Consider the following 25,126-nt stretch of genomic DNA (forward strand, 5'->3'; position numbering starts at 1 on the left):
CGTCACCGCCAGGTGCACAGCCTGAACGCGGCCGCGGCCGCGACGTAGGCCGCTGTAGCCGATCGGGTGCGCGTCCACGCTCAGGTTCGTGCCCGGCGTGCGCACCCGCCGTCCGGAGACGATGAGCACGCTCCCGCTCGCGCGGGCCCGCGCGGTGAGAACCTTCCAGCGTGACGGCGGCACCGCGAGATCGTCGACGTCGAGCACGACCAAGTCCAGCCCGTCCAGAAGCACGCTGGCGACCTCACCCGGGTCGCCACGCGCCGGGTCGACCAGAAACAGACGATCGAGCCGGGCGCCCATCTCGTGCGCGGCCAGCAGACCGAGCGTGGCACCACCGACGACAGCAGCCGGGCGGCCGCCGCCGGTGACCGCGGCGAGCAGGCCGGTCAGCACGCTGCCCCGCCCGCACCGCACCGTCGTCCCGCGCACCAGGCCGCCAGCGGGCAGCACGTCGCCGAGAGCGCCGGGAACCGCCAGCACGTCGGCCGCCTGCACGTCGGCGCGCGGGGACGCGCCGATGCGGCCGTCGACCTTGGCGATGCGGCCGCGTAGTTCGGCCAGCTGCTCGGTGCGCGATCGGCCCGCCAGCGCCGGATCCAGAGCACTGGCCCGGCGCACCGGAACGCTCACCGCCCGCCGATCTGTTCGCACATACGTTCGAACAATACGGCAAGCTACGGCCCTCTGGCGACGTCTGTCCGCGCGTCTTCCCAGGTGAGCGGCCTGCGTCGTAGCGGTGAGCGTTGGCCGTCACCGCGGAATCGGCAGTGCCGCAGTCGGATCGGCGAAGCCGACGGGGGAGCGGACCGGCGATCTCGACGCGGACGGCGTTCACGGTCAGGCCCCGAGGTTCACCCTGCGCCCGAATGGCACCCGTCACCGATGCGACCCCTGGCCACGATGGCCGCCCGAGCAGGGAATCGTCCAGGCCGAGGCATGTCGTCGCTGCGCTCCGAGCCCGGACAACACCCCACCCGCACGGCTCCCGCAACCCGTGTCCACCCCGGAAACGGAAGCCACCCGGACCACAAAGGTCCGACCCCCGAAGGAGCCCACCATGAACGCCGTCCGCGTCGAGATCACCGGCCACCTCGCAGATACCCCCGAGCTTCGCCTCACCGGCGACGGCACCCCGGTCACCAACTTCACGGTGATCGCCAACGCCCGCCGCTACGACGAAGACCGCCGCGAATGGGTCGACACCCACACCACCGCCATCCGGGTCACCGCCTGGCGCAAGCTCGCCGAGAACACCGTCGGCACGATCGGCGTCGGCACCAAGGTGACCGTCACCGGCGCCCGCCTCACCGCCGACGCCTACACCGGCCGCGACGGCGCAGCCCGCGCCTCGCTGGAACTGACCGCCGACACCGTCACCGTCGACCTGTCGACCCAGACCGCCGTCGTCAGCCGCGCCCCGCGCCCCGCGGTGGCCTGACGCGGGACCGAGGGCCCGGCCAGGCCGGGCCCTCACCGTTCCCGCCCCCGACAACGACGTCGGCAGGCCGCCGCCGAAGTCGGTCGCGGCGGGGACGACCCCGGTCAGCGCACGCGCACGACCTCGTCGTAGGCCACTTCGCCGTCACGTGACAACCGCAGCACCGCGGCGTCGTCCCGGCCTCCCTGCGCCAGTGCGAACAGCAGCTGCCGCGCCGCGGCCTTCGCCGTCGCCTGGTCCGCGAGCGTGGCCACTTCGCGTTCACGCGGACCGAGATCGCCGCCGTCGTCATTCCACGACCCGGCCGAGTAGGCCATCCGCACCACCACCGCCCACCCGGCCGACGACACAGTGCCCCCGGCCGGGACGCGCCTCCCCGAGGCGCTCCCAAAGACCTCGCGCGTGTCGATCTCACCGATCTGATCGGCGCGAACCCAGCCGCCGACCTGCAACTCCACCCACAGATTCGTCATGTCGACAGTGTGCCGAAGGCCACCGACAGCCCGGGGGCGGTCCGCGGCGCGGCGAACGTCGGTAACCCAACGCGACATTTTCCGACACTCGATATTCGTTTACGTTCAAAACGTTTAAAACAAAAACAAAATAACAGAAACGTTTTATACGAAAACGGAATTCTGATAGAGTCGACGCATGAGTGAACAGCCCGACGCCCCGGCCGCGTCGACGACCGCCGCCGCGGCGCGAACCTGCATTTTTCCCGTCACGGCCAACGAGGAATGCGGTCAGCCGCTGGATGAGGCAGGGGGCCGGGGCCGCAAGCGCGACTACTGCGGCGAGGAGCACTTCGATCCAGAGACCGGGAAGCAGGTCGCTCACACCCGCGTGAACGCGTTCAACCGCAAGAAGAACTGGAAACTGGCCGCGGTCGACCAGGAGCCCAGGGCGGAACGGATCGCAGCCCGGCCGGTGACATCGGCGCGCGCCGCGATCGCCGGGCTGCTGGCGGAGTTCGAGATGACCGCCGCCGGTCACCGCGACCAGGTCGCCGTCCTCGTCGGTCGTCTCACTGATGCGGTCGCCGCGGCCGGCGACCCGGACTCGGCCGCTCGCGAGATCGCCGCGATCCGCCGCGATGAACAAGGCCGCGCCGAGGCCGCTGAGGCCCGCGCTGACGAGGCCGAAGCCGAGGCCGACTCCGCCCGCCGCGAGCTCGCCGACGCGCAGAAGGACCGCGAGCTGGCCGAAGGCGCGGCCGAGGACGCCATCGCAGCCCAAGAGCGCGCCGAGGCAGAGGCGCAGCAGCAGGTCGAAGCCGCCCGTGCCGAGGCGCAGCAGAACGTCGAAGCCGCCCTTACCGAGGCAGAACAGAAGGTCGCGGCCGCCACAGACGAAGCCGCCGATGCCCAGCGCAGGGCCGCCGACGCCGAGGCTCGCGCTGAGCGGGCCGAAGCCGCCGTCGCGGCGGAGAGGCAGGCCGCGACGACACAGATCGAGACCATTCGCCATGAGGAGAGCGAGCGGGTCGAGCGGATCATCGCCGACACCAACACTCAGCTCAGCGATGCGGCCGCCGCCCAGCAGCGCGCCGAGTCCGAGGCCCAAGCGGCCGACCGTCGGGCCGCCGACGACCGCGCCGAGCTGGCGCGCGTGCGCGAGAACCTCGAGAAGATGCGCACAGACCTGGCGGAGATGACGACCAGGGCCGAAGCCGCAGCCCAGGCCCAGCAGCTCGCCGAGACGGAAGCCCGTGGGGCGCAGTCACGCGCCGACGAGCGAGCCGCCGATCTGGAACGTGCGCGTGAAGAGTTGACCACCGTGCGCACGCAGGCGCGCGAGGACGCCGCCGCCGCGCGCAGGGAGCTCGACGCCGCCGCCGAGGAGGCGAAGGCCCGCGCGCAGGCCGACCGCGACGAGATCACCGGCTTGCGCAAGGAACTGTCGGACGTGCGGGCCGAAGCCCGCGCCGAGCGGAAACAGCTGCGCGAGGACCACGCAGCCGCGCTCGCCAGCGTGCAGCAGGCCAGCCGGAGCAACACCGAGGTACTCAACCGCATGCTCGCGGCGGCCGAGGACAACGTCAAACGCCTCGAAGCCGAAAGCGCACCCAAGACCGCAGGTCCCGGTGGAGCGCGAGATCGCTGACCTGCCGGAGTGGATCGCCGCAATCCACGAAGCCTGAAATTCGGCTACACCAGTGCGCCGCACCCAGGGGTCGCCGTAGTATCCGCCGAAAATCGGGCGGATATGGCGTATCTCGCTGGCAGAGGCCGCGTTTCGGTGCCCAGTCGCCAGTGCTTCACGCGGTCTGCGGCAGGCGCTTTGGACGAAGCCCGATCCGGTGTGACTCGCAGCCTTGACCAGGCAGACTGCTTCACATGCATCATCAACTGCTGCTCATCGAGGCACCTGGATCTTCTGAAGATCGTCTTGCCGTCGTCGGCATCGTCATTATCTTGATCGGTGCTGCCGCCCTTGTCTTCGCGATCCCGTTCGGTATGGCGTGGCTTGTCGACAGCGTCGGAACGTGGATCGGGTGGGCCATCCTGGTCGCAGCACTCGCGATTTTGGCCGTCGCTTATGTCGTCTGGATCTGGCCGCTGATGGCTGTTGCGGCATGGACAGCCGCTTGCGCGTTCTACTGGGCAGCCATGCTCGGCGGTAACTAGGCACGCGGGCTGACCGAGCAGCGCTCCACGCTGAATGTGACAGAAGGCGACCTGCGGGACCCACTATGCCGCAGAGTGTCTCGCGAACGAAGGTCTGCGGACGCTGTCCGCGCCGTTGGGTAGTCAAAAATTTGCTACAGACGTTGGAGGCTGGTGAGCAATGATGGCGTCATGGCTTTTGAAGGCGTTGACGTCGAATGGGTCCGGTCTCAGCTCGTGAACTTCCTCGGCGAGACCGAAGCCGTGTACGAGAACGTGAGCAATGGCATGGTCATGCGTTGTGGCCGTGGCAAGTTCGTCGAGCTGATGGAGGTCGTAGGCGCGATCCTCGAGCGGCTGTATCCAGACTGGGTTCAGCAGAATCGTTGTGATGACGCGGAGGATGAGCCGGAGCGAGCAGTGCGGGATGCCGTTCGCCGGCTGATCGTTCGCCTGGACTATCAGAACGAGCTGATCGAGCGGCTCGGTGGGACCGATACTTCGCCTCAGATCAGAGCGACATCGCTGCATCCGCTGGTGTGGAAGGCGGCTTCTGCCCAGTGGTCTACCGGGCACCGCCATGAAGCGGTGTTGGCGGCGGCCAAGGCAGTGAATTCGCTGCTGCAGAAGAAGACAGGACGCAGGGATGTCTCCGAGACGGACCTGGTCAAGCAGTCGTTCTCCGAACAGGATCCCGAGCAGGACAAGCCGCGGTTGCGCTACACCAGCATCAGCGACGGTAAGACGGCTCGCTCGATGCGCCTTGGAGTGATGGATTTTGGAGCAGGGTGCTTCGGTGCCATCCGCAACCCGATCGGGCACCTGCCCAACGACGAGGTCGAGCTTGACGAGCAGGCTGCATTGGAGCGGTTGTGCGCAATGAGTCTGTTCGCCCGCTGGATCGAAGAGGCCGAGCTGATAGAGGCCTGACGGCGTTTTCGGCGGTGGATGGGCAGACGTCTACCCCTGTGATACGACGATGCTGGTAGGGCGACTGACGGTTTCGTTGGTCGTAGTGGGTGCCATTCTCTGCGTTCGAAACTGCCTGGAGTTTCAGCGGGATCACTGAGTGTCCGTAGCCGGCGCGGCCACCAGATCGCTGAGCCGCATCGAGAACGGGTACGCACCAGGCACGTTGAGCACGGACAGGATGAGGGCCCGGTCGTCGGCGATCTCGACGATGCGGAACAGCGAGACGCCGTTCGCGCCGATCCGGACCTGATCACCCACGTTCATGGTCAGGGATCATACTCGAACGTATGAGCGATCCTTGGTCGCCGGTGTGGATGGTGGATCGGACCGTGGTCGAACCCTGCTCGCTGTACCGCGTGCGTGGCGACCGCTGGGCCGAGCCGATGCCGTATGCCTGCCGCGCAGGTCACCGGCTCAGCGGCGGCCGGGTCCTGGTCGGGACCTACCCGTGTGGGCCCACCCACGGGCATCACCGCACGTTCCGGCGCCGCGTGTGTGACAGGCTGATCGTCTGGCCGCCGGTCGATGACGACATCTGCCCGTCCGCGCTGCGAGACGACATTCGTCGATCCGATTTCCCGAGGCCTGACGAACCCGCTCAGTAGTCGAAATCTGGATCCGCCATCAGTCGGACGGCGAACTGGATGCCCGGTGCCAATGTGCGGATCACCAGCATCGACGATCTGTTCCCAGACGACTTGAAAGTCGGCCGCCAACGCACGTGGTATCCCTGACCTCTCTGGTCAGGGACACCACGTGCGGTCGCGAATGCTCAACGCCCTGCCTGGACCGGCGCAGGGAGTTAGCGGCCGAGCCGCCAGCCGTTTCCGTCACGCTTGCACACCACGCGATTCCTATTCGCCATTTGGCCCGCGTCGTCGTCGGCCTGGTTCGCGCGGGCCGCGGCGGCCTTGCAGTCCTTGAGGTTCGCGTACGGTGCCGCCTGTGCGGCGGGCGCGACGGCCACCAACGCCCCCGTGGCAATCGCGCTCATCATCAGACCGGTAACCAGCTTCTTCATTCCTGAACTCCCCTTCACCTGTGCCGGCACACCCCCAGTGGGTGTTTCAACACAGATGACGTTAGGGGGCAGCGAATATCGTTCGCCAAAGAAAACCTTGCGATCGGGGTCAGCGAGACTCACCGTCGACGAGGACGGCGAAATCGGCGGTCGAGCAAGAGAATTGGGACACGCGAGACCTTGGTCGAGCGGAACGACCCGGGGAGCAGAACCACGGCCCCCGGCTGTGCGCCGGATGTTGAGGACTACCCGCGGATCCACAGTCTGCGAGCGCTGCTGATCGGCCTAACCGTCACAGCCAGCACCGACAGCACGGCCGCGGCGATCCAGCTCATGGGCGAGCGCGCGACCGATGCCGCATCCACCAATGCCGCGGTGATCGTGGCGGCCACGGTCACCTGAAGCATTCCCTCGGCCGGGGCAACGAGTCGGCTGGCGAACCGACGAGCGGCCGGGAACGTGTACAGGGCACCGACGATCGCGGCAGGCAGACACCCGAACCACATCGCCACAGGACCACCAAGCGCGATAGCGAACTGGCTGATCCAGCGTGGGATCGCCATGATCGCGCCGACGACCGGGTAGTCGGAGATGTCGAAGTTCGAGCTGGTGGCGAAGTAGTCCCAGACCGGCCACCAACAGAATGCGATGACCCAGAGCAGGACGCGCAGCCACCATTTAACGATGGTGGCGAGCGCACGGGAGAATTGGCGGCGCGGCAGCGACGAAGACACGCACACATCCGCCGGGGTGATCGTGCGCGGCGGGTCGGTGGTCGGTGTACGGCGCAGGCCAGGGAAGTCAGCGACCATCGTGTCGAGGTCGTCGTAGAAGACGACGTCGTCGAGGCTGGCCGCGATCTTGTCGCGGAGGGCGTCGTGGATGAGGTCAGGTGCGGTCCACAGCGCGAGGACGCGGGCGGCCTGGGCGCGGTAGCCGTGCGTGCCTTCCAGGGCGGCGCCTTCGAGGGCGATCACCGCGATGATGCCGTGTGCCTGCCGGTACTGGGACTGCAGGGTTGTCACATCGGTGAATCCGTAGATCCCGCACTCACAGCCTTCGGCCGGCACCTGGTGAGTGGAGCCGGGGTAGGCCAGACAGGTCGCAACACATCGCCCACGGTCCCACGCAGTCGCGCCGCGGAAATGGTGATGAGCCGAGACGGGCAGCAACTGCCCGCTTCGGTCGACACGAAAGGTCCGAACGGCGTAGACGCCGACAGCGAGGTCGGTCACCGTGCTGGTGCGGGCTCGCCCCGGCGGACAGGGGCGGGCGCGGGAGCCGGGGCGGGTGGTTCGGTCGGCACCGGCAGCACCGGGCGGGTCTCCGGAACGACTTCGATGCGGCGGCGGATCGGGCCGATGTCCCCCATGCTGGTCAGTCCTCGTCTCGGCCGCGATTGAACGCCCGCACGATCGGGAAGCTCGCGAGGTAACCGAGCACGACGAGGACGGACACGACGCCAGCACCGATCAGGCCCACGTTGCGAGCGGTGTTGTCGGGAGCCGGCGCTGCTTGCGGGACAGCCAGCTGCATTGCGCGGCCGCGGGCGCTCGAGGGCTTCTTCTCGAGCGGTGTGGCGGTGTCGACGTCGTGAGTGAGCGCAGCGACCGGGTCGATGGTCCCGAACCCGCCGTAGGGATTCCAGCCCTCGGGGGTGTTGTGGGTGGTCGCCTGGATCCGGTGGATCACCTGGGCTGCGGTGAGGTGAGGGAATCGGGCGCGGACCAGCGCGGCGAGTCCGGAGACATACGGCGCGGCGAAACTGGTTCCTGCGACGGTGTTTTCGGCGCCTTGGGCGTTGATGGTGGCGTAGGCCAGGCCCCCGCTGTAGGGGTCGAGGGAGACAATCTGTTCGCCGGGGGCGGCGACGCCGAGCCAGGGCCCGGGGACGGTGAACTTCGACGGCGCTCCGTTGAGGTCCACGCTGCCGACCGACAGGACGTATTGGTCGTACCAAGCCGGGGTGACCGCGACGGCCAGGGAGTCCCACGGGTCGGCGGCGGGGTTGAGTGGGTTGATGCCGGGGTTGCCGTTGCAGGTCTTCGTGTCGGTATTGCCTGCGGAGGCGACGATGACGGCGTCCTTGACGGTGGCGGCGTAAGCGACGGCCGCCCCCAGTTTGGTGTCGTTCATCTTGGTCGATCCGCAGGCGACTTCGGAAATGTTGATGACAGTGGCACCCATGTCCGCGGCGTGGCGAACGGCTTCAGACAGGCTGGTGACGTTGCCGACGCCGCCGCCGTTCTTCGGATCATTGGGGTCTACTTCGCGGCCTTTCGGCCGGTAGGCGCCGGAAGACTGACGTATGGCGATGATTTGAGCCTCTGGCGCGACGCCGCTGAATGAATCGGCGGTCGAGGGCTGCCCGGCGATCAGGCCCGCAACGATGGTGCCGTGCGCGTCGCAGTCCTCGGTGCCGTCGCTACCTGCGACGTAGTCGCCTCCGGCGATCAGGTTGGGCAGGCGCGGGTGGCGGGCCACGCCGGTGTCGATGACCGCGACGGTCTGGCCTGCGCCCTTGCTGAACTGCCATGCATGCTCGAGGCTCAGGAAGTTCTGCGCGGGCGGGATGGCAGCATCGGTGCGGGTCCGGGTGGAGGTACAGGCGTTGGCGACGTCGACTTCGGTGTAGGGCTTGGGTGCTCCGTCGGCGGGCAGCGCGCCGAAGTCGATCGCTGGCGGTTTGGCGGCGGCCGCGGTCGGCGCGCCGATCCCTACCGAGCACCCGATAATGCCTGCGACCAGTACTACTCGAGTGATTACTGCATGCGCCCGCTGACGCCCCCACTGATTACTCCCACGCACCGCGGAATTGTCGCACACCCAAAGAAGAGGCCAGATTCGCCGATGAGCAGCCGCTCGACTCTGCGATGCACAGCTCGCCGCCGTGCACCGACGAATCACTGTGGCCAACCCACCGACACCGAAGCTGACATCCGGACAGCGGCTTGCGCCTCGGGCGGGAACGGCAGAGCCCGGCCGAGGTGCACTCTCGGCCGGGCTCGTCGTGCCTGGTCTATCAGGTGATGTTGCGCCAGTGGCGCTGAAGGCCCCCGCCTAGATGTGGCCGGAAGTGATGATCACCTTGTACAGCTGGTTGCCGTTGACATCGGTGACATCGGGCACACATTCGTATCGGTCGAAGCCGGCCTGGGTGCCGGTTGGATCCCGACGCTGCTCAGCCTCCCAGTTCTTCTGATTGGCGTAGTTGTTGCAGTCGTCGTAGGACAGGTTGGCTGGCAGTGCCTGCGCGAGACCGGTCCCTGCGAACATGAGTCCAGCGCCGAGGGCGGTGGCCGTGATCGCTGCGCGAATCTTTCCAGTGGTGCTCATTCGGTTCCCTCCTGAACGACGGCGCCATTGTGCGCCGCCGCAATCCGACAGAGACAGTGGAGATTTCGTAACACGAGAACTCGGGATACCCGAGCGCCTTCCACTGTAGCGGCACGCCCACACCACCGCCCGAGCCCGAGTCCGTCACAGACCTCACCGTCGCAGCAAAGAGTCGACCAGCGGGATCGGCCCACTCGCTCGGCGCCCAGTGCGGACGCCGCTCAGTAATCGAAGTTCGGGTCGGCGAACAGTCGGCAGGCGAAGAGGACGCCCGCGCGGAAATCGTCGGAGATTCCGTTGTCGTCGAAGCGTTTCGCCGCGGCCTTCAGCAACGGATCCTTCTGGAGCGACGGGTGCTCGGCGAGGAACTCGAAGACGCAGTCCGCCGGGGTAGCGCCACCGAAGCCCTTTCGATCAATCTTCGGGCCGCCGAGAAACATCTCCCTGATGTGCTGGGAGATGTCGGCGCGTGCCTCGTCGGTTGCTCGCTGCCGAATCTCCTCACCGAACCCGGCCAATTCGTCGGCCAGTTCGGACGCGGATTTCGATGCCATCGCAGGTGTTCCTGTCTGAGTGTTCGTAGGTGCAGTGGAGTGCGCGGCGAAACCCGTTCCGCCTGAGCAGTTGGTGCGAATCATCACCGGGGAGCACGCGGCGGTGAAAGCGGGCCGCGTGCCCTCCTGGCCTCAGCGGCGGCGGCCGGATTCATCGGTCGAGGTGCCAGCGGCCCAGCCTTGCCCGCGTCGAGTCTTCACCCATGCCTCGATGGTGCGCCATTGCCAGCCGGCGCGGTCGCCCAGTTCCATGTCCGGCTTGGGCAGCATCTTCTTGTGGCGGTACGAGCGGACCGTGGCCACGTCGACACCGATCCGCTCGGCGATGTGGTCGACCGCGAGGTGCAGCGGCGTGTGCCCCCGGCCGTCGGCCTCACGCACGACCTTCTCGATCTCGTCCTCGGACAGGGCGATCGCCAGGTCTTCGGCGGGAACATAGCCCCAGTCGAAGACGCGGGTACCGGCCGAGAGCAGCCGGTCGTGGCCGCCCTGGAACCGCGCCAGCCCGTCGAGTTGGTCGAACTCGGCACGTGCCTCGCGCAGCACCTCGGCTGCGCGTTCGCGTCGTTCGGCGATGAGGCGGTTGTAGACCAGATGCGCGCGGGCGGTGTCGGCGAGGACATTCCACGCCGCGGTGGCATCGTGAACGCCCTCGACTGCGTAGATCCTGGACGCTTCGGCGATGGTGCTGGTTCGGTGCGCGTCACCCCCGGTCCAAGGCCGGAAGTCCTCGACAGCCGCCCGGTCCTTGGCGAGGTCGCGGCGGCCCCGCTCCGATTCGCCGCCGGACCACCAGTCCGTGATGCACAGGCGAGTGCCGCTGTCCTGCCAGGCTGCACCGGCCTGAGGGAATTGATACCGGGCGTTGGTGGTGACGGTGACCGTGAGATCGCCGACGAGGGGGTAGACGCCGTCGGCGTCGAGGTCGATCGCGGGGGCAGTGTGGAGAGCCATGCCGCCAATCTATACCGCATACCAACGTGAATCAACGTCGCATACCTACGTGTCTCGATTGGGTGCGAGTTGACGTCGATAAAGGGATGGTTTGCGACATATCGACCCCGGGTTCGATGGGTATCGAACCGGAAAAGTCTGACCTCCGATAACGCCCACTTATCGGAGGGTTAGAAATCGGTGTCGGAAACGGTCGGACGTCGGAAACTCTATGTCTTAAAAAGGGTTGATCAGGTATTATCGACATATGTTGATCGGGTATGTCTCCATCGCTCCGGACGAGGCTCCGGACGGCCAGATCGCCGCCCTGCGCGCCGCCGGAGTCGCCACCGCCGACATCCACGTCGACACCGTGCCCACCGCGACCCGCGAAGCCGAACGCGCACCCCGACCGGCCCTGGACCGCCTACGCGGCGCCGCCAGCCCCGGCGACACCCTCGTCGTCACCGACCTCTCGCGCCTGGCCGCTGGCCTGCGCGCCCTCGTGGCGTTCGGCGCGGCCCTGCACGAGGCCGGGATCGGGCTGCGCACGCTCGTCGACGGGATCAACACCGACCACGCCGACGGCCGCGCCCAGCTCGCCCTGCTGGGCACCCTCGACCGCTTCCAGCGCGGCCAGATCGCCACCGGCACCCGCGCCGGTCTGGCCACCGCCGCCGCCCGCGGACGCAAGGGCGGCCGCCCGTCCAAACTCACGGCCGCCCAGGTCCAGCACGCGCAATCGCTCTACGACCAGGGCGGGCACACCGTCGCCGACATCGCCGCGATCCTCGGCGTCGGCCGCGCCACCGTCTACGGCCACATCAAACGCCCCGCCGACGGCACCCGCCGACCACGCCCGCGTAAGTCCCCCGCGGGCCCGAAAGTCGCGCCTGCCGCTGCACCGCTCGCCGTCGAGGCGGTGCCCGTGCCGCCGCGAACGGTCGAGGCGCCGATGCCGCCTGCTTCCGGGCGGCCTGCTCCCGGGCGGCCTGTTCCCGCACCGCCGGTGCTCCCGCCGGATCCCGAAGTCGTGCAGCAGTACGCACCGCCCCCGGCCGCCGTCCAGGATCCGGTGACCCAGCCGGCGAGCCCGAGACGGACGCGGCCGCAGCGGGCCCGGCGCAGCACCGGCCGGATCTACCAGCACCCGAAGACTGTCGAGCGCTTTCAGCCGCGCCGCCATGAGCCGCGTAATCCCTGCCCCTGCTGCAACACCCGCCCGGGTCGGGACTACAGCCCTCAGCAGATGGTCGATGACCTGGGCTACTGCTGGCTCGAGCCTGATCTGGAGCCTGGATTCGAGGGCGGATTGATCATCACCAAGCACTGCGCGAAGTGCCAGCCGGACGATCGTGTCGCTGTCACCTGCGCACATAGGCTCTGCGAGAACGGCCCGATCCTCGGTGGACACCTTGCCGTCGAGATGATCACAGCTGGCGGAGCCCTACCGCCCCTGGTGCACCGCTGGCTGACCGCCCACGGGTGGTACGACAACGCCACGGGCGGGTTGATCTGCCCCGACCACGAGGCCGACGGCGCCTAGTCGTCGGTGGTCTGCTCCGATGAGTCGGTCGACTCATCTTCCGCCGAGGATCCGTGGGCCCGATGGTTGGCGCGGCGGAACGTCTCGAACGCCTGGCGCAGCGCCGCGGAGTACCCGTCCGAGCTGGTCAAGACGCTGAACGCCCGCTCGACATTGGCGCGGGCGGCCGCCGAGTCCCCGAGCTGGGACAGGGCCTGGCTGATGCTGGCCTGCGTTGCCGCCGAGTCCCCGAGCTGGGACAGAGCTTGGCTGATGCTGGCCTGCGTTGCCGCCGAGTCCCCGAGCTGGGACAGGGCCTGGCTGATGCTGGTAGGCGACGCGGCGCGGTCGGCCATTTCAGCGAGGGCACGTTTGACTGAGTCGGAGTCGAGGATCCGGTTCGCGCCCGCGGCCGTTTCCTGCCACAGATCGACTTCGGCCTTGAGCCGAGCGGGATTGTCGTACGGCCCCGCTTCATTGAGGATCCGGACGATATTCTTCTGCGCCCGTACCGCCGTTTGCTGAGCGCGCACGACATCGGCCGGTGAGGGCCACATTTTGCGCATCGGGTCATCGGGCAACGCGGCAACCACGCTGGGCTCGAGCACTACCGCCCCATCGGCACCGATCGTGACATCGCCGGTGACACTGAGCTGTTTCTCCTGTACCGCGATCTCATTGGGAGCCTCGCTCCTGGTCCAGGCGATGACGGTGTCGGCGGTGACAGTGAATCGCGCGGTCAAGCCCATCTCGTAGCGATCAGCAGCGTCGTGGAACTCCCACGAATCCGCCACCGGCGCCGCGCTGCTGATGACCGCGGTTGCGGTGCTCGGATCCAGCGCGGCAAAGTACGGATCGAGCGGCCACTGCCGCACAGATGCACCGAACTGCTTGATCAGCTGGTCCTCGTCGATTTGGGCGCGCAGGTCCTCGCTGGTGATCGGCGCGAACTGCGCTGCGAGATGTCGTTCGAGGCTGTTGATGTTGGTGACGTAGTGGACCCGGTCGCTCAGGTAGAGACCTTCGAGCTCGTCGATCAGGTCGGGGTGGAACAAGATGGGGCAATCATCGCGATCACCAGTACCGGGACCGGTCCAGTCACCGGCCACGGCCGGGCCGAAATCATGGGTGTTGTTGCTGACGAACCACACATCGGCGCCGGGATTCTCATTCGCCAGCTCGATGACCGACAGCCAGATCACCGTGTCACGGAAGCCGTCTTTGACACCCGCGCCGTACGGTGCGCGCGCCTCGGCGGCCCTGCGCGCGATTCCCATCAGGTCGGCCCCCGCCGGCGGAGCGACGATCTCGGCCCCGATCGCCGCCAGGCGCTCATCCAGATCATCGGCGTAACGACCGATTTGGGCGTCGACCTCATCGAGAACCGCCTGCAGCGTCCCCTCGTGGCCGAACTCCCGAAACGTTTTCGGGGCGGGCAGCTTGTCCCTCGTGCTCGCCCACTTCCCCGGTACGTTCTTCGCCGCTTCCATGACGGCGACCTCGGGCACCACGATCCGGATGTCCCAGTCGTCGCGGTGCTCGACCAGCGACTGCCATGTCGGATTCTGCAGCCGCGGCGAGGCAACGAGGATGTTCGCGTCGAGGACGATGATCGTTGGCACGCTTGAGATTCTGCCGTGTGGCTCCGACACCCCCGCGCGCGGAACCCGAACGATCCCGGGCCTCCACCGCGCAGGCCAGTAACGTGGGCGCATGGATACTCCGTCGCCGGAGGTCGAGCTAGCCTCCGGGGGGACCGAGCAGGCGAAGGCAGCACCAGCCCGGCAGTTCAACTCCGGGAAGCTCACCCCACAGCAGGCCCGCGCCGTCAATGCCTGGCGCCGTGAGTTGTTGCGCCGTCGACCACGCCGCTACGCCACCGAGGACGCCCGCGCGCCCGCGTCCAGCTCGGACTGCCTCGCGGTGATCGTTGTCGAGTTGTTCCTGTCCCGCCCGGCGCCGATCGACCTCGCTCGCTACGCGGCCGCGGTCCGCCTGGCCCACCAGGACGCCCAGCCGCGCCGGTTTCCCGGCGCCAGCCACGTCACCTTCTACCTGCCCGCGCCGATCGCTGACGCTGTCGAGGAACTGCTCGTACGGGCCCGCGCCGCTCACGTCACCGCGGTCGACGAAGTCCTCACCGAAGCGGCCGCGCAGTTCCCAGGCCGTGCGTTGGCCGGCGAGCGTGCCGAATACGTCCATCACGAGCTGGAAGCGCTCGGGCTGACCCGCACCGTGCCGAAGACGCTGCCGGTCGGAACACTCGCCCGGATGGCCATCGACCGCTGGGCCGAACGCCCCGCCGACGCGGTCGTCGCCGCCGCGGTCGAGCACGCAGCACGGTTCCACGAGCCACGCCGAGCTCGCAGCGACATGGGTACCCAGTAAGCAGGATCTTGGCCTGAACTGGGCCAATTCCGCACATGCGAACCAATACCCATATGGATTCCATCCTCGCGACGCCCCTAAGACCCCGACGAGCGAACCAATATCCATATGGATTCCTCCCGCGCCGAGCCGGCGAAGGCGATCCGGCGGATAGCCGGCTACTGCTCGTCGGGACGTTCGGCGTCGCCGAGCTCGGGCAGCGCACCGCGGGTCCACTCCCACGGCGCCAGGACCACTTCCGGCTCGTCACTGCCGTGCCAGGTGATCATCGTGTGCCGTCCGCGCAGCGACGCGTCCTCGCGCCGCAGCCGCAGGTTCTCGCGCACCTCGTGCGAGGTGTGGGTCTGGTGCTTGTCCGCGGGCACCGGGGCGGCCGCGGCCGCGCGCTGCCACAGCGAGTAGGGCAGCAGAGCGGCAGCGGGCTTGCCGCGCTGGATGATCGCGAGCGCCTCACCGCCTCGCACCCGGTCGAGGGTGCTGGTCCATCCCGATTGGGTGAGCGTGGTGCTGCGGACGGTCTCCATGTCGGGGAGTTTACCAACTACCCCAACTATGGAATGGCACCGAGAACGCTTCGCGAATCGGCTCTCTACCTGCGGATTCTCTGACAAAAGTGACACAGCTCACACCTTTCAAATGGTCTTGAAGTCGGGGAAGTTGGGGAACTTGGGGTAATGTGGAGTATGTCAGAGGGAGCCGGACCCGGCAAGTCCTCACCGCGAGAAGGAGATTCGAAATGACCACCTACACCGCCCCCGCTACGCCGATGGTGGCGCACGCGGCTGCTCGCTCGGATGTGCTCGCCGAAGTGCTGCGCATCGCCGACGGCTACGCGGCCGCCGCCCGCATCGCCGAGACCGGCAGCGAGCCCTACCTCGAGGCGGTCGCGTCGCTGACCAGCGCGGTCCTCATGTGGGACTATCGCGCGCCCACCCCGCTCGCCGGTGTCGTGTGGCAGCTGCGCCAGCGCATCGAGCAGCTCGGGCGGTTGTCGTACTCGTGGAGCACCGAGAGCACCGGAGTCGTCGACGGCGGAATCGCGATCGCGCGCGCCGAGGAAATGCGCCGCGCCGCCGAGCTGGTCGCCGAGGCCCTGCGCGCCATCGAAACCCGCTTCGCCACCGACGCCCGCTGACCGCAGTAGGGCCGGGCAGTGCCTACCTGCCCGGCCCGAACCGGAATCGCCACCAACACAAGGAGATTCGAGATGTTCGAGAACGCCGCAGTGATCTACGGATTCACCCGCGCCGCCGCCATCCGTGACGGCTGGCTGGTCGATGTCACCGCCGCCGCCCAGGCCGAGCAACTGCCGCACCCGACAGCGCTGAGCTACCGCGCGTGGACCGAGTCGGTCGCCTACAACGGCGAAGGCGACGACTACGCCGCCCGCACCACGGCGGTACTGGTCGCGGCCCGCGAAGCCATGCGCGACTGGCCCGAAGCCGCCTACCGAGGCGAATTCGCCATCGAGCGCGCCGATGCGGCCGAGGAGCCCGACCGGCTCACCCTCACCGCCCATGTGGGCCCCGACGACCAGGGCGCGCCCGTCATCACGATCACCCACCCCGACGACGAGTGAGCCGCTCCGCCCGCCGAGCGCGCGGCCCGCCGGTCGCGCACGCAAGCCCAGGCACGAAAAGAGGGACCATGCGGTGCCTACCCGCATGGTCCCTCCAAACCCCAACACCGTACAGGAGAGGACCGATTTATGACCACCACCACGACCACACCGGCCGCCGCCCAGCCCGCCGCCGAGGCCGCGCCGACCATGCGGGAATTCATCGATGATGTCGACCCGAACACGCTGGACATCGGCGACAACGTTCGCGAGGTCAAGGAAGCCGCCGCGCTCACCATCGCCGATTGGCCCGCGTTCGTCGCCGACATCGCCGAAAACGGTGTCGAGCAGACGATCACGGTCGCCCGGCGCAGCAGTGACGGCGCGTTGCAGGTGCTCGACGGGCAGCTCCGCACGCTGGCCGCCCGCGAGGCCGGGCGCACGGTGCCGGTGCGCGTCGTTGCCGTCGACATCAGCGAGTTGGACCGGATCAGCCACCAGTTCCGCGCCAACAAGCTGCGCCACGAGATGACCGCCGCCGACGAGGCGAAGGCCATTCAAGACGTGTTGGATCTGGGTTTGGCACCGACGAAGGCGGCCAAGCGTCTCGCCGTCGATATCGAGGATGTGAAAGCCGTTCGCGCTCTGTCGAAGTCGACGGCGGCCGCGCGGCTGGTCGGTGAGGGACAGATGTCGCTGACCGAGGCGGCGGCCGCCGCCGAGTTCGCCGAGGACGAGGGTGCCACGGCGCGGTTGGTCGCGGCCGCCGGGCGCGGCAGCTTCGCGCATACGCTGGCGCAGGTCCGCGCCGACCACGAGGCCGAAACGGCCCGCGCCGGACTGCTCGCCGAGCACCAGGCGCGCGGTTTCGAGCTGCTCGACGAAGACGTGTTCTACACCGACTATCACCGTTTGACCCCGCTTCACCTGCTGCGCGGTTCCGAGCGGTCCGAGGTGACCGCCGCCGACATCAAGAACCCGGCGCACTGGTCGGTGTACTTCCGCGACCGCGAGCGGGTGACGCTGGCCGCCACCGGCGAGGTACTCGACGAATGGGCGGTGGATTGGCGCACCAGCAACGACCCGCACGCCGTTCCCCGGCGCGGCAAGCACCACGCCGCCGCCGTGCAGGTCGAAACCGTCCGGACGCCCGAGTACTACTGCCGCGATGCCGAGGCCGAAGACTTGCGGTCGGTCGCGGGCCGAGGCTCGGACAAGGACGCCGAGACGATCGCGGCCGAGAAGGCAGCCAAGGCCGCCGCGTCGCGCCGCTCAGGGTTGTGCAACGGGCTCGCCCGCGCCGCGACCGTGGTCCGCCGGGATTGGGTGCGCGAGAACGTGACCGGTCCGACGCTGCCCGCCGGGGCGCTGCTGTGGGCGGTGCGGGTGATCGCCGAGTCGCCGGGCATCATCAGCGAGAACGCCGCCGCACCGCTCGCTCAGCAGCTGGCCGGGCCCAAGGGGTACGCGCTGGCGGCCGAGAAGCCGCGCGGCAAGGCCGCCGCCGACCGAGCCCGTGACCGGGCTCAAGTGGTCACGGTCGCAATGGCGATCGGTGCCGTCGAAGCCCGGATGCAGCCCAACGAGGGCACGCCGCACTACTGGCGCGGGGGGACGATGAGCGCCGGAGCAAACCCCGAGCGCCGCCGAGGTCTCATCGCCGATTACCTCGCGCTGCTGACGGAGTGGGGATACACGCCCGCGCCGATCGAGGCGGTTGCACTCGGCACGGCCGACGTCGACGCGGTCGCCGCCGAGGCCGCCGAGGCCCAGGCCGCCGCGAAGGCCGCCAAGAAGGCCGCAGCGAAGAAGTAGCCCGCCCGGCGGGGCCGGGTGCCACCACGGCACCCGGCCCCGCTGTCGTACGCGGCATCGCGCGCTGAACCCATCGCACCGGAAAGGGCCACCCATCATGAACGGATCACCGCTACACCGCACCGGCGAACGCCGGGCACGACGACGGCCCGGCGAGGGAAAGAACAGTTTCTACGACCCGTCGTACTGGTGTTTCTGGTGCTTCTCCTGCGGCCGGAAAGGCACCCGCGACTACATGCCCGCCTTCCTGGCCGACCGCGAGGCGTGGCGCGAACGCGGCAGCCACGGCAACGAGCTGCACCGCTACTTGGTGGTGTGCCGGTGGGCGGAGCCGTGTCGCCGCCGACGCGAGGCCAAGCGCGCGGCCGAAGATACCGCCCGGGCCGCCTAGCGCGCGGCCGAGGACGCCGCCGGGATCGTATCCACGGCCGACCCCGTCGACCTGGACGCCCTACAGGATCAGGCTCCGCCAGAGGGCGAAACAGCCGAGGCCACAGCACAAATGGGCTTGTGGTGAGCGAACGCGGCCCCGCTCCCCCGCCGCCGGCCCAGCGGCCCCCGCCAGAGCCGGCGCAACCCTGTAGCCGCCATCAGCCGGAATGTGACCCAGTTCACATTTCACCATCTGGGGAAGTTGGGGAACTTGGGGTATATTGGTGTGCAGAGGGGCGGAGAGGCCGCCCCACTACCTAGGAGGACCGAATGTCCGCTCTCGCAACCCGCTTCGGAGCCAGCGCCGCCACCTACCGCCAGAATCGGCCGCTCACCGATGCGGAGATGCGCCGCCACGCGCCGAGCATCTTCACCACCGAGGCCCACGAGTCGCGCTCGCACCGATACGCCCACATCCCGACCATCGAGGTGCTGCGCCGCCTCGAGGGCGAGGGCTTCCGCCCCTTCGCGGTCGCGCAGACCAAGACCCGCGACGAGGGACACCGCGAGTTCACCAAGCACTTGATTCGCCTGCGCCACGCGAACACCGTCGCGAAGGCCGAGGCGAACGAAATCGTGTTGCTGAACAGCCACAACGGCACCAGCGCCTACCAGATGCTGGCCGGGATGCTGCGGTTCGTGTGCACCAACGGGATGGTGGTCGGCGACATCGTCGAAGACGTGCGCGTGCGCCACTCCGGCAACGTGGTTGCCGACGTGATCGAAGGCGCGTACACCGTGCTCGACCAGTTCGAATTGGTCGAGCACAGCCGCGACGAGATGAAGGCGTTGCAGATGGCACCCGCTGAGCGGGCCCTGTTCGCCGAGTCGGCGCGGATGGCCCGGTGGGGTGACCCGGCCGAGGACCCGGCCAACTACGCCCCGATTCCGGCCCGCGCCCTGCTCGACGCCCGCCGCCGCGAGGACAGCGGAACCGATCTGTGGTCGACCTTCAACGTCGTGCAGGAGAACGTCATTCGCGGTGGTCTGCGTGGACGCACCCGCACCGACACCCGGACCCGTACCCGCCCGGTCAACTCGGTGACCACCGACGTGAAGCTCAACCGCGCGTTGTGGCACCTGGCCGAGGGCATGCGCGAGATCAAGGCCGCTGGCTAGCCGCCGACCGGCCCCGTTCGATCGCGGGGCCGGGCAGTGCCTACCTGCCCGGCCCCGCTCCCCGGCCCGCTCGCTGGGCCCGCCCAGCACCCATGAACCCCGCTCCCGAAAACGAGAGAGAGACGAAAATGTCGTTCGTCCGCGTCGACTCCACGACCAGCGTTTATGTCACCGACGGATTCCGCACGGTCGGCGATCACCTCGATTGCGCGCGCCGCATGGCGGCCGCCTACGAGACCGCACAGGCCACGCTCGGCGCGGACGCCGCCGAGCGCAAGCGCTTGCAGCGCCAGGCGCATTACTGGCTCGAGCGCGCTACCGAGTCGCTCGTCGCGCTCCAGCGCCGAGCCCACGGCGATCAGTTGACCGTGCTCGAGGTGGTCGACTACGCCCGCCGCATGGCCGCCGCCGCCGAGGCCATGACCACCATTTACACGGCATTGGCGACCCCGTCGCCCATCGAGGAACGGATTGCCGCCGAGGTGGTCGCGCAGTTCGCCGCCCACGCCGACAAGGAGGAAGCCCGCGCCGAGGAGTGGCGCCACCCCGACGACGCCACGCTGTTGGCGGCCTTGCTGCGCACCGGCACCGCACACTCGCCCGCAGCCCGCACCGTGGTCGCCGAGATTGCGGAGACGGACAAGCACACCCCCGCGAACGTCGCTACCTGGGGATTCATGATCTCCGAGGTACTCGACGCCGTCGCCGTCGAACACGAGTTGCCCGTTTTCTGCGCGATCACCGAAGAGGCCCCCGGCCGCTACCGGCTCACCTGGTGACCGTCTGAGCCTCCTGCCCGGCCGGGCAGTGCCTACCTACCCGGCCCCGCTCCCCCGGCCCCGGTCAGACGCTCCCGCGATCAACCGGAATGTGGCTCAGTTCACATCTGTACGATTGGGGAAGTTGGGGAACTTGGGGTACTTTGGAACGTGAGGGCGGAGAGACCGCCCCGACACCCAGGAGGTACGAAATGCCTACTCCCCCCGCCGCGCTGGCCACCGACCCCGACGCGCCCGAACTGGCCGCCGCGATCGTCGCCAAGGTGATCGAGACGTTCACCGAGAAGGCCGAGAACCAGCACGCCCCCGACTGGCACAGCGGCGACGCCTACGGGCGGTACGTCGCGCTGCTGCGCACCGGTACCGCGCACTCCCCGGCGCCCCGCACGGTGATCGCCGAGGCGCCCGGCACCGCCGACACCGTCGGCGATGTCGAGACCTGGGGCTATGTCGCCTTCGAGGCTCTCGACGCCGCATCGGCCCCGTTCCGGTTGCCCGACACCGCCCACATCAGCGACGCCGAGGCCCCCGGCCGCTACCGGCTCACCTGGTGACCGTCTGAGCCTCCCCCGTAGGGCCGGGCAGTGCCTACCTGCCCGGCCCTCTCCCCCGGCCCGCCACGGGCCGACCAACCCCCAGAGAGGACCACCCAAATGTTCGCCAACTACGCATGGACTTCCCCGATCGCGCGATCAGGCCACGCCGAGGAGATCGGCGGCCGCACCGTGCAGCAGGACGCGGCCACATTCCGAACCCGCGCCGCCGTGAACTCCCACTACCTCGTTGCTGCGATCGCCGACGGTGTCGGATCGGCGAAGGGCTCGGAATACATCGCCCGCGCCGCCGTCGAGGCGGTGTGCGCACTCGGCGAGGCCGCCGACTTCGGAGACTGCCCGGATGAGCTGTTGACGATGGCGGCCGCCGTACTGCCGCTGTACACCGCCACCGCCCACGCCGAGGCCGGAAACGCGTTCGCCGGTTTCGCCGACGGGCCCGGCTACGGCTACCGCCCCGACGCGACCGTCGCCGTGGTCACGATCAACCGCGAGGATGCCGCGATCGCCGCCGCATGGCTCGGTGACTGCCGGGTGTGGGTCGAGCTGGCGGAGGGCCGGTTGATCCAGCTGACCGAGGATCACAACATGGCACGCATCGGGCGGCCGAACGTCATCACCCGGTCGCTGGCCAATCCCGGCGAGGGTCGCCAGCGCGCCGAATGGCACTGGCACGGCCGCGCCGCGTTGCGACCGGTGCGGGTGCTGCTGACCACCGACGGTGTGCACGAAGTGCTCTCGGCGCGCGCGATTCACCACGCGATGACCACCGCGCCGAATCCGCAGCGCGCGGCTATCTGGCTCACCCGCTGGGCGGTACGCGCCGCCGGGCGCGATGCCGACAACGCGAGCGCGCTGCTGTTCGAGATCATCGCCCCCGCGGAACCGGCCGAGGAGTCGCCCGCGGAACCCGCATCGGCAGAAGTTCCCGACGAGCTCCGCGAGTGGCTCTAGCCCCAACCCGATCCGGTGCCCGGCCCGATCCGGCCGGGCACCGCCTTCCCAGAGGACACGCGATGCCCCGCACAATCCGCCTGACCACCGAGGTGGTGATCGGTGGCCCCGACGTCGCCGCCGTCGGTCTGGCCGAAACGCTGTTTCGCACGCTCGCCGACCCGGACGGGACCACGTGGACCGTCACCGACGCGGCCACCGACACCGACCCCGACGCCGAGACCACGTTTTACGTCGACGCGCCCACCGCGATCGGGTGGCGTGTGCTGACCGCCGAGGAGCACGACGGCCCCGCCCACGAGCTGAGCCCGTACGAGGCCCGTGTGATCGCCGATGCCTGGTCGACCGACGACCACCCCGGATTGCTGGTGTGGGAGCACGATTTTCGCCCGCGTGATCGCGCGGCCGCGCGCCGCGACGCCCGGCGACTGCTCGACGACCTGAGCACCGAGACCCCCGAGACGTGGCCGCACGCAGGCGAGCACCGGCCGCAGCTGGCCGCCGTGCGCGCCCTCGTGCGCCATCTGTCCTGACCGACCACCCCGAAGAAAGGCCGACACCGACCATGAACACCAACCACCCCGCCGCCGAGCTGGCCCGCATCACCGGCCGCGATCTGACCATCCCGTACCCCGCACTGTGCCGCCTGGCCGGATTCACGCTCACCAGCGTGCACCTGGCGCATCTCGCCGAAGCCGTCAACAACCGCGACGTCACGGTGTTCGAGGCGATCCGCGTCTACGCCACCGACTTGCCGACCGAGGAGCAGTACCGCGAAATGCTGGCCGGAGGCGAACCGTTCGCCGCGCCCCCGGCACCGCCCCAGCACGACGCGGCCGCCGCCCTATGGCGCGCGCTGTCCTACCTCGACAGCTACCGAGACAGCGAAGTCGTCGACGACCTCGAGCAGGCACGCGCGATCCTGGCGCAGGTCGCCGCGAGCGCGCCCGCGTCGCCGTTGCCGACCGCACCCGAAGGCATCGACTATCACGCCGAAACTCGCCGATACTCGTGCCGCAGTTGCGATTACCGGTCGCCGACATTCACCCGAGACGAGGATGTCAGCTACGAGCACGACCACGCGACCGCGACCGGACACGAGCATTTCGACCTGTGGACCGTGACCCGATCCCGGGCCGGTGTGCTGTTCGGCGGCCGCAAGCGGGATCAGCGATGAGCGATCCGACGAGCGAGCACGCGCCCGAAATCACCGTCTACACCGGCGAGGACGGCGCGACCGTCGTCGACATCGCCACGAGCCCCCGCACGGGCCGAATGCGCGTCAACGTCAACGACGGCCCCGTCTATGACGGAATCGTGTTCGACGCCAACCCCGACAAGGGCGATCACCACCCGGCCGCAGGGCTCTACGCTGCCGCCATCCTGGACGAGCTGGCGCAGTACGGCGACGACATCCAGGCCGCCCTGGGCCAGCCGGCGAGCAGCGCCCAGAACTAGCCGGCGGCCCCCGGCCCCCACGATTCGGCCGAGGGCCGGGCAGGTAGGCACCGCCCGGCCCTCACCCTCTCCCCAGGTCAAGGGCAGCGACCAGCGCCCGCAAGTGTGACCGGGCTCACAACTAGGCAGATGGGGAAGTTGGGGAACTTGGGGTATATTGGGAGTTGTAGGGCGGACAAGCCGCCCCAGCCCGAGAGGAACCCCGATGGACCAGGCCACCTACGAAACCCGCTGCCCGCAGCGCTACCGCTTCGACCGCCCCGCTCGCTTCACCGCGCCGCTGGAATGCGCCGACTTCCACGACCACCAGACGTGGACCGTCGGCGACCGCACGGCAGGCGTGTGCCTGGTCACCGACGGCGAAAAGCACTTCGCGGCCGCCGCCGAGTGGAGCGAGCACCTGCGCGGCATCGCCGCGCTCGAGCCGACCCAGCGCGCCGCCGCGATCCGCGCCGACCAGCTGCACGACGTCGACATCAAGACCGTGCAGCGGTTCGCCGAGCAGATCGACCGCGATCTGCGAGCCGCGCGATTCGTGGCCGCACACCTGGCCTGAAAACCCCCGGTGGGGCCGGGCAGTGCCTACCTGCCCGGCCCCACTGGTCCCCCCCGAAGGACGACACGAGGAGACCGGACCATGTCCGAACTGACCATTTCCCACACCCACGCCCAGGGCACCCAGTTGACCGGCACCACCAAAGGCGACGGGGTGGCCACGCTGCTGTCCGAACTCCAGACCGGGCGCCGGTGGAAGTTCAACGGGCGCACCGGCGCGTGGATCATTCGCGGCACCCGCGACAAGCAGGCCCCCCGCAAGCTGATCGACCGCACCGCCGCCACGCTGCGCGCCGCCGGATACGAGGCGAGCGTGCGAATCGATGACACGCCGCGCCCGGCCGCCGAGGTCGAGGCCGACCGTGCCGCCCGATCCGCCGCGATTGCCGCCAAGCGCGCCAGCCAGGCCGCCGCCGCCGACGCCAAGGCCGAGGCCGCCGACGCCGCCGAGGCCGCCGCCCGCGAGGCCCTGCCGCCGCTGGGTCAGCCGGTGATGATCGGCCACCACAGCGAGGCCGGGCACCGCCGCCGCATCACCACGTTCAGCAAGGCCGCCGAGGCCGCCGTCATGGCCCACCGCGCGGCCACCGAGGCGCACCGCGTCGCCGCCGAGGCCGCCGCCGACCAAGGCGCACACGAGGACATCGGCGTGACGCTGCGCCGCATCGAGCGCCTGACCGCCGAGCGCGCCCGCCTGGAACGGCTGCTCGACGGCGCGACCCTGGACCACGGCATTCTCCACGGCCGCCGCCTCATGGACCCGGTACCGCCCGCCGACGGCGAGGACCGGGCCGCACTGGCGGCCGCGCTGGAACAGGTGGTCGGCCAGTTCGACTACTGGCGCGACCGCATCACCGCCGCCGAGGCCGCCGGAGTGCTCATCTTCGGACCCGACAAGGTGCGCAATGGTGACTATGTGCGCATCAGCGGACGGAAGTGGTTGCCGTACAAGGTAACTCGCGTCAATAAGAAGTCGGTGACGCTCGACAAGCACGACGGCGCGAGCGCGACGCTGCCCTATCACCGCATCACCGCCGTTGCCGACCGACACGGCAACGTCGTCGAGTTCCACGACGGGCAGCGCGTCGAGCGCTGACGGACCCAGGCGGGGGCCGGATCGACACGA

The 25,126-nt window shown here is 69.0% G+C and carries 32 protein-coding genes; 20 read left to right on the forward strand and 12 right to left on the reverse strand.

The genetic code is table 11. From position 1 onward, the window contains the following. A partial coding sequence (locus ACWF9G_RS22610; protein WP_452517652.1) for a hypothetical protein occupies nt 1-654 on the reverse strand: 654 nt, incomplete at its 3' end. Nucleotides 655-1,060: 406 nt separating this feature from the next. Here ACWF9G_RS22610 and ACWF9G_RS22615 point away from each other — a divergent pair. Next, nucleotides 1,061-1,441 carry a single-stranded DNA-binding protein gene (locus ACWF9G_RS22615; RefSeq protein WP_452517654.1) on the forward strand — a complete coding sequence of 127 codons (381 nt, stop codon included), beginning with the start codon at nt 1,061-1,063 and terminating at the stop codon, nt 1,439-1,441. Nucleotides 1,442-1,545: 104 nt separating this feature from the next. Here the strand turns inward: ACWF9G_RS22615 and ACWF9G_RS22620 are convergent, their stop codons facing one another. After that, nucleotides 1,546-1,914 (reverse strand): hypothetical protein, encoded by a 369-nt coding sequence (locus tag ACWF9G_RS22620; RefSeq protein WP_452517656.1) that lies wholly within the window; start codon nt 1,912-1,914, stop codon nt 1,546-1,548. Between the two features lie 178 nt (nt 1,915-2,092). Between ACWF9G_RS22620 and ACWF9G_RS22625 the strand changes: the two genes are divergently transcribed. From ACWF9G_RS22625 to ACWF9G_RS22635, 3 genes are all read left to right on the forward strand, one after another. Beyond that, the gene (locus ACWF9G_RS22625) at nt 2,093-3,544 is read left to right on the forward strand and encodes a hypothetical protein (RefSeq protein ID WP_452517658.1); all 1,452 of its coding nucleotides are present in this window, start codon (nt 2,093-2,095) and stop codon (nt 3,542-3,544) included. Between the two features lie 233 nt (nt 3,545-3,777). Next, entirely contained in the window at nt 3,778-4,068 is a 291-nt protein-coding gene (locus ACWF9G_RS22630) for a hypothetical protein (RefSeq protein WP_452517660.1), read from the forward strand. A gap of 153 nt (nt 4,069-4,221) precedes the next feature. Then, a complete protein-coding gene (locus tag ACWF9G_RS22635) occupies nt 4,222-4,977 on the forward strand; it encodes a TIGR02391 family protein (protein ID WP_452517662.1) in 756 nt (251 codons plus the stop codon). A gap of 132 nt (nt 4,978-5,109) precedes the next feature. Here ACWF9G_RS22635 and ACWF9G_RS22640 read toward each other — a convergent pair whose 3' ends face one another. Further along, a complete protein-coding gene (locus ACWF9G_RS22640) occupies nt 5,110-5,283 on the reverse strand; it encodes a hypothetical protein (RefSeq protein ID WP_452517664.1) in 174 nt (57 codons plus the stop codon). Nucleotides 5,284-5,306: 23 nt separating this feature from the next. Here ACWF9G_RS22640 and ACWF9G_RS22645 point away from each other — a divergent pair, with 23 nt between their 5' ends. Then, nucleotides 5,307-5,624 (forward strand): hypothetical protein, encoded by a 318-nt coding sequence (locus ACWF9G_RS22645; RefSeq protein ID WP_452517666.1) that lies wholly within the window; start codon nt 5,307-5,309, stop codon nt 5,622-5,624. A 197-nt stretch (nt 5,625-5,821) separates the two neighbouring features. On the opposite strand, the gene ACWF9G_RS22650 is transcribed toward ACWF9G_RS22645, so the two are convergent. From ACWF9G_RS22650 to ACWF9G_RS22680, 7 genes are all read right to left on the reverse strand, one after another. Further along, complete coding sequence (locus ACWF9G_RS22650; protein WP_452517668.1) at nt 5,822-6,040, reverse strand: hypothetical protein; 219 nt, start codon at nt 6,038-6,040, stop codon at nt 5,822-5,824. A gap of 245 nt (nt 6,041-6,285) precedes the next feature. Continuing rightward, nucleotides 6,286-7,110 (reverse strand): hypothetical protein, encoded by an 825-nt coding sequence (locus tag ACWF9G_RS22655; RefSeq protein ID WP_452517670.1) that lies wholly within the window; start codon nt 7,108-7,110, stop codon nt 6,286-6,288. A gap of 161 nt (nt 7,111-7,271) precedes the next feature. Further along, nucleotides 7,272-7,412, reverse strand: coding sequence for a hypothetical protein (locus tag ACWF9G_RS22660; protein ID WP_452517672.1), 141 nt, complete (start codon nt 7,410-7,412; stop codon nt 7,272-7,274). Between the two features lie 5 nt (nt 7,413-7,417). Next, nucleotides 7,418-8,848, reverse strand: coding sequence for a type VII secretion-associated serine protease mycosin (gene mycP / locus ACWF9G_RS22665; protein ID WP_452517674.1), 1,431 nt, complete (start codon nt 8,846-8,848; stop codon nt 7,418-7,420). A 252-nt stretch (nt 8,849-9,100) separates the two neighbouring features. Beyond that, complete coding sequence (locus tag ACWF9G_RS22670; RefSeq protein WP_452517676.1) at nt 9,101-9,376, reverse strand: hypothetical protein; 276 nt, start codon at nt 9,374-9,376, stop codon at nt 9,101-9,103. A 221-nt stretch (nt 9,377-9,597) separates the two neighbouring features. Next, nucleotides 9,598-9,930 carry a hypothetical protein gene (locus ACWF9G_RS22675; RefSeq protein WP_452517678.1) on the reverse strand — a complete coding sequence of 111 codons (333 nt, stop codon included), beginning with the start codon at nt 9,928-9,930 and terminating at the stop codon, nt 9,598-9,600. 132 nt (nt 9,931-10,062) lie between these two features. Continuing rightward, complete coding sequence (locus tag ACWF9G_RS22680) at nt 10,063-10,884, reverse strand: helix-turn-helix transcriptional regulator (RefSeq protein WP_452517680.1); 822 nt, start codon at nt 10,882-10,884, stop codon at nt 10,063-10,065. 247 nt (nt 10,885-11,131) lie between these two features. Between ACWF9G_RS22680 and ACWF9G_RS22685 the strand changes: the two genes are divergently transcribed. After that, on the forward strand, nt 11,132-12,409 hold the full coding sequence (locus ACWF9G_RS22685) for a recombinase family protein (protein WP_452517682.1): 1,278 nt from the start codon (nt 11,132-11,134) through the stop codon (nt 12,407-12,409). Here ACWF9G_RS22685 and ACWF9G_RS22690 read toward each other — a convergent pair. Beyond that, nucleotides 12,406-14,103, reverse strand: coding sequence for a PIN domain-containing protein (locus ACWF9G_RS22690; RefSeq protein ID WP_452517826.1), 1,698 nt, complete (start codon nt 14,101-14,103; stop codon nt 12,406-12,408). The two genes, ACWF9G_RS22685 and ACWF9G_RS22690, sit on opposite strands and share 4 nt — an antisense overlap. Here ACWF9G_RS22690 and ACWF9G_RS22695 point away from each other — a divergent pair. Next, nucleotides 14,102-14,776 carry a hypothetical protein gene (locus tag ACWF9G_RS22695; protein ID WP_452517832.1) on the forward strand — a complete coding sequence of 225 codons (675 nt, stop codon included), beginning with the start codon at nt 14,102-14,104 and terminating at the stop codon, nt 14,774-14,776. The genes ACWF9G_RS22690 and ACWF9G_RS22695 overlap by 2 nt on opposite strands. A gap of 158 nt (nt 14,777-14,934) precedes the next feature. On the opposite strand, the gene ACWF9G_RS22700 is transcribed toward ACWF9G_RS22695, so the two are convergent. Continuing rightward, complete coding sequence (locus tag ACWF9G_RS22700) at nt 14,935-15,300, reverse strand: hypothetical protein (RefSeq protein WP_452517684.1); 366 nt, start codon at nt 15,298-15,300, stop codon at nt 14,935-14,937. Nucleotides 15,301-15,512: 212 nt separating this feature from the next. Between ACWF9G_RS22700 and ACWF9G_RS22705 the strand changes: the two genes are divergently transcribed. The 13 genes from ACWF9G_RS22705 to ACWF9G_RS22765 all read left to right on the forward strand — a co-directional run bounded on the left by ACWF9G_RS22705 (nt 15,513) and on the right by ACWF9G_RS22765 (nt 25,096). After that, on the forward strand, nt 15,513-15,911 hold the full coding sequence (locus ACWF9G_RS22705; RefSeq protein WP_452517686.1) for a hypothetical protein: 399 nt from the start codon (nt 15,513-15,515) through the stop codon (nt 15,909-15,911). Nucleotides 15,912-15,983: 72 nt separating this feature from the next. Beyond that, the gene (locus ACWF9G_RS22710) at nt 15,984-16,355 is read left to right on the forward strand and encodes a DUF6573 family protein (RefSeq protein ID WP_452517687.1); all 372 of its coding nucleotides are present in this window, start codon (nt 15,984-15,986) and stop codon (nt 16,353-16,355) included. Nucleotides 16,356-16,484: 129 nt separating this feature from the next. After that, entirely contained in the window at nt 16,485-18,149 is a 1,665-nt protein-coding gene (locus tag ACWF9G_RS22715; RefSeq protein ID WP_452517689.1) for a ParB/RepB/Spo0J family partition protein, read from the forward strand. A gap of 97 nt (nt 18,150-18,246) precedes the next feature. Continuing rightward, nucleotides 18,247-18,540 (forward strand): hypothetical protein, encoded by a 294-nt coding sequence (locus ACWF9G_RS22720; protein WP_452517691.1) that lies wholly within the window; start codon nt 18,247-18,249, stop codon nt 18,538-18,540. 311 nt (nt 18,541-18,851) lie between these two features. After that, complete coding sequence (locus ACWF9G_RS22725) at nt 18,852-19,700, forward strand: DUF932 domain-containing protein (protein WP_452517692.1); 849 nt, start codon at nt 18,852-18,854, stop codon at nt 19,698-19,700. A gap of 128 nt (nt 19,701-19,828) precedes the next feature. Next, nucleotides 19,829-20,479 carry a hypothetical protein gene (locus tag ACWF9G_RS22730; RefSeq protein WP_452517694.1) on the forward strand — a complete coding sequence of 217 codons (651 nt, stop codon included), beginning with the start codon at nt 19,829-19,831 and terminating at the stop codon, nt 20,477-20,479. A 191-nt stretch (nt 20,480-20,670) separates the two neighbouring features. Further along, nucleotides 20,671-21,033, forward strand: coding sequence for a hypothetical protein (locus tag ACWF9G_RS22735; RefSeq protein WP_452517696.1), 363 nt, complete (start codon nt 20,671-20,673; stop codon nt 21,031-21,033). 99 nt (nt 21,034-21,132) lie between these two features. Then, entirely contained in the window at nt 21,133-21,987 is an 855-nt protein-coding gene (locus ACWF9G_RS22740; protein ID WP_452517698.1) for a PP2C family protein-serine/threonine phosphatase, read from the forward strand. Nucleotides 21,988-22,049: 62 nt separating this feature from the next. Then, a complete protein-coding gene (locus tag ACWF9G_RS22745; protein WP_452517700.1) occupies nt 22,050-22,520 on the forward strand; it encodes a hypothetical protein in 471 nt (156 codons plus the stop codon). Between the two features lie 32 nt (nt 22,521-22,552). Continuing rightward, complete coding sequence (locus ACWF9G_RS22750; RefSeq protein WP_452517702.1) at nt 22,553-23,164, forward strand: hypothetical protein; 612 nt, start codon at nt 22,553-22,555, stop codon at nt 23,162-23,164. After that, entirely contained in the window at nt 23,161-23,445 is a 285-nt protein-coding gene (locus tag ACWF9G_RS22755; protein WP_452517704.1) for a hypothetical protein, read from the forward strand. The genes ACWF9G_RS22750 and ACWF9G_RS22755 overlap by 4 nt, the downstream gene beginning before the upstream one ends. 205 nt (nt 23,446-23,650) lie before the next feature. Continuing rightward, nucleotides 23,651-24,001 (forward strand): hypothetical protein, encoded by a 351-nt coding sequence (locus ACWF9G_RS22760; RefSeq protein WP_452517705.1) that lies wholly within the window; start codon nt 23,651-23,653, stop codon nt 23,999-24,001. An 81-nt stretch (nt 24,002-24,082) separates the two neighbouring features. Beyond that, complete coding sequence (locus ACWF9G_RS22765) at nt 24,083-25,096, forward strand: DUF3560 domain-containing protein (RefSeq protein WP_452517707.1); 1,014 nt, start codon at nt 24,083-24,085, stop codon at nt 25,094-25,096. The last annotated feature ends 30 nt before the right edge of the window (nt 25,097-25,126 follow it).

It is taken from the genome of Nocardia sp. NPDC055029 (genome assembly GCF_053608525.1).

Excerpts from the sequence above, each read along its gene's own strand:
- ACWF9G_RS22730 (WP_452517694.1), top strand. The coding sequence starts at position 19,829 with ATGTCGTTCGTCCGCGTCGACTCCACGACCAGCGTTTATGTCACCGAC.
- ACWF9G_RS22745 (WP_452517700.1), top strand. The coding sequence starts at position 22,050 with ATGCCCCGCACAATCCGCCTGACCACCGAGGTGGTGATCGGTGGCCCC.
- ACWF9G_RS22750 (WP_452517702.1), top strand. The coding sequence starts at position 22,553 with ATGAACACCAACCACCCCGCCGCCGAGCTGGCCCGCATCACCGGCCGC.
- ACWF9G_RS22700 (WP_452517684.1), bottom strand. The coding sequence starts at position 15,300 with ATGGAGACCGTCCGCAGCACCACGCTCACCCAATCGGGATGGACCAGC.
- ACWF9G_RS22735 (WP_452517696.1), top strand. The coding sequence starts at position 20,671 with ATGCCTACTCCCCCCGCCGCGCTGGCCACCGACCCCGACGCGCCCGAA.
- ACWF9G_RS22630 (WP_452517660.1), top strand. The coding sequence starts at position 3,778 with ATGCATCATCAACTGCTGCTCATCGAGGCACCTGGATCTTCTGAAGAT.
- ACWF9G_RS22740 (WP_452517698.1), top strand. The coding sequence starts at position 21,133 with ATGTTCGCCAACTACGCATGGACTTCCCCGATCGCGCGATCAGGCCAC.
- ACWF9G_RS22715 (WP_452517689.1), top strand. The coding sequence starts at position 16,485 with ATGACCACCACCACGACCACACCGGCCGCCGCCCAGCCCGCCGCCGAG.
- ACWF9G_RS22650 (WP_452517668.1), bottom strand. The coding sequence starts at position 6,040 with ATGAAGAAGCTGGTTACCGGTCTGATGATGAGCGCGATTGCCACGGGG.
- ACWF9G_RS22690 (WP_452517826.1), bottom strand. The coding sequence starts at position 14,103 with ATGCGCCCACGTTACTGGCCTGCGCGGTGGAGGCCCGGGATCGTTCGG.
- ACWF9G_RS22680 (WP_452517680.1), bottom strand. The coding sequence starts at position 10,884 with ATGGCTCTCCACACTGCCCCCGCGATCGACCTCGACGCCGACGGCGTC.
- ACWF9G_RS22755 (WP_452517704.1), top strand. The coding sequence starts at position 23,161 with ATGAGCGATCCGACGAGCGAGCACGCGCCCGAAATCACCGTCTACACC.
- ACWF9G_RS22675 (WP_452517678.1), bottom strand. The coding sequence starts at position 9,930 with ATGGCATCGAAATCCGCGTCCGAACTGGCCGACGAATTGGCCGGGTTC.
- ACWF9G_RS22720 (WP_452517691.1), top strand. The coding sequence starts at position 18,247 with ATGAACGGATCACCGCTACACCGCACCGGCGAACGCCGGGCACGACGA.
- ACWF9G_RS22670 (WP_452517676.1), bottom strand. The coding sequence starts at position 9,376 with ATGAGCACCACTGGAAAGATTCGCGCAGCGATCACGGCCACCGCCCTC.
- ACWF9G_RS22625 (WP_452517658.1), top strand. The coding sequence starts at position 2,093 with ATGAGTGAACAGCCCGACGCCCCGGCCGCGTCGACGACCGCCGCCGCG.
- ACWF9G_RS22695 (WP_452517832.1), top strand. The coding sequence starts at position 14,102 with ATGGATACTCCGTCGCCGGAGGTCGAGCTAGCCTCCGGGGGGACCGAG.
- ACWF9G_RS22705 (WP_452517686.1), top strand. The coding sequence starts at position 15,513 with ATGACCACCTACACCGCCCCCGCTACGCCGATGGTGGCGCACGCGGCT.
- ACWF9G_RS22620 (WP_452517656.1), bottom strand. The coding sequence starts at position 1,914 with ATGACGAATCTGTGGGTGGAGTTGCAGGTCGGCGGCTGGGTTCGCGCC.
- ACWF9G_RS22760 (WP_452517705.1), top strand. The coding sequence starts at position 23,651 with ATGGACCAGGCCACCTACGAAACCCGCTGCCCGCAGCGCTACCGCTTC.
- ACWF9G_RS22660 (WP_452517672.1), bottom strand. The coding sequence starts at position 7,412 with ATGGGGGACATCGGCCCGATCCGCCGCCGCATCGAAGTCGTTCCGGAG.
- ACWF9G_RS22765 (WP_452517707.1), top strand. The coding sequence starts at position 24,083 with ATGTCCGAACTGACCATTTCCCACACCCACGCCCAGGGCACCCAGTTG.
- ACWF9G_RS22725 (WP_452517692.1), top strand. The coding sequence starts at position 18,852 with ATGTCCGCTCTCGCAACCCGCTTCGGAGCCAGCGCCGCCACCTACCGC.
- ACWF9G_RS22645 (WP_452517666.1), top strand. The coding sequence starts at position 5,307 with ATGAGCGATCCTTGGTCGCCGGTGTGGATGGTGGATCGGACCGTGGTC.
- ACWF9G_RS22710 (WP_452517687.1), top strand. The coding sequence starts at position 15,984 with ATGTTCGAGAACGCCGCAGTGATCTACGGATTCACCCGCGCCGCCGCC.
- ACWF9G_RS22615 (WP_452517654.1), top strand. The coding sequence starts at position 1,061 with ATGAACGCCGTCCGCGTCGAGATCACCGGCCACCTCGCAGATACCCCC.
- ACWF9G_RS22685 (WP_452517682.1), top strand. The coding sequence starts at position 11,132 with ATGTTGATCGGGTATGTCTCCATCGCTCCGGACGAGGCTCCGGACGGC.
- ACWF9G_RS22640 (WP_452517664.1), bottom strand. The coding sequence starts at position 5,283 with ATGAACGTGGGTGATCAGGTCCGGATCGGCGCGAACGGCGTCTCGCTG.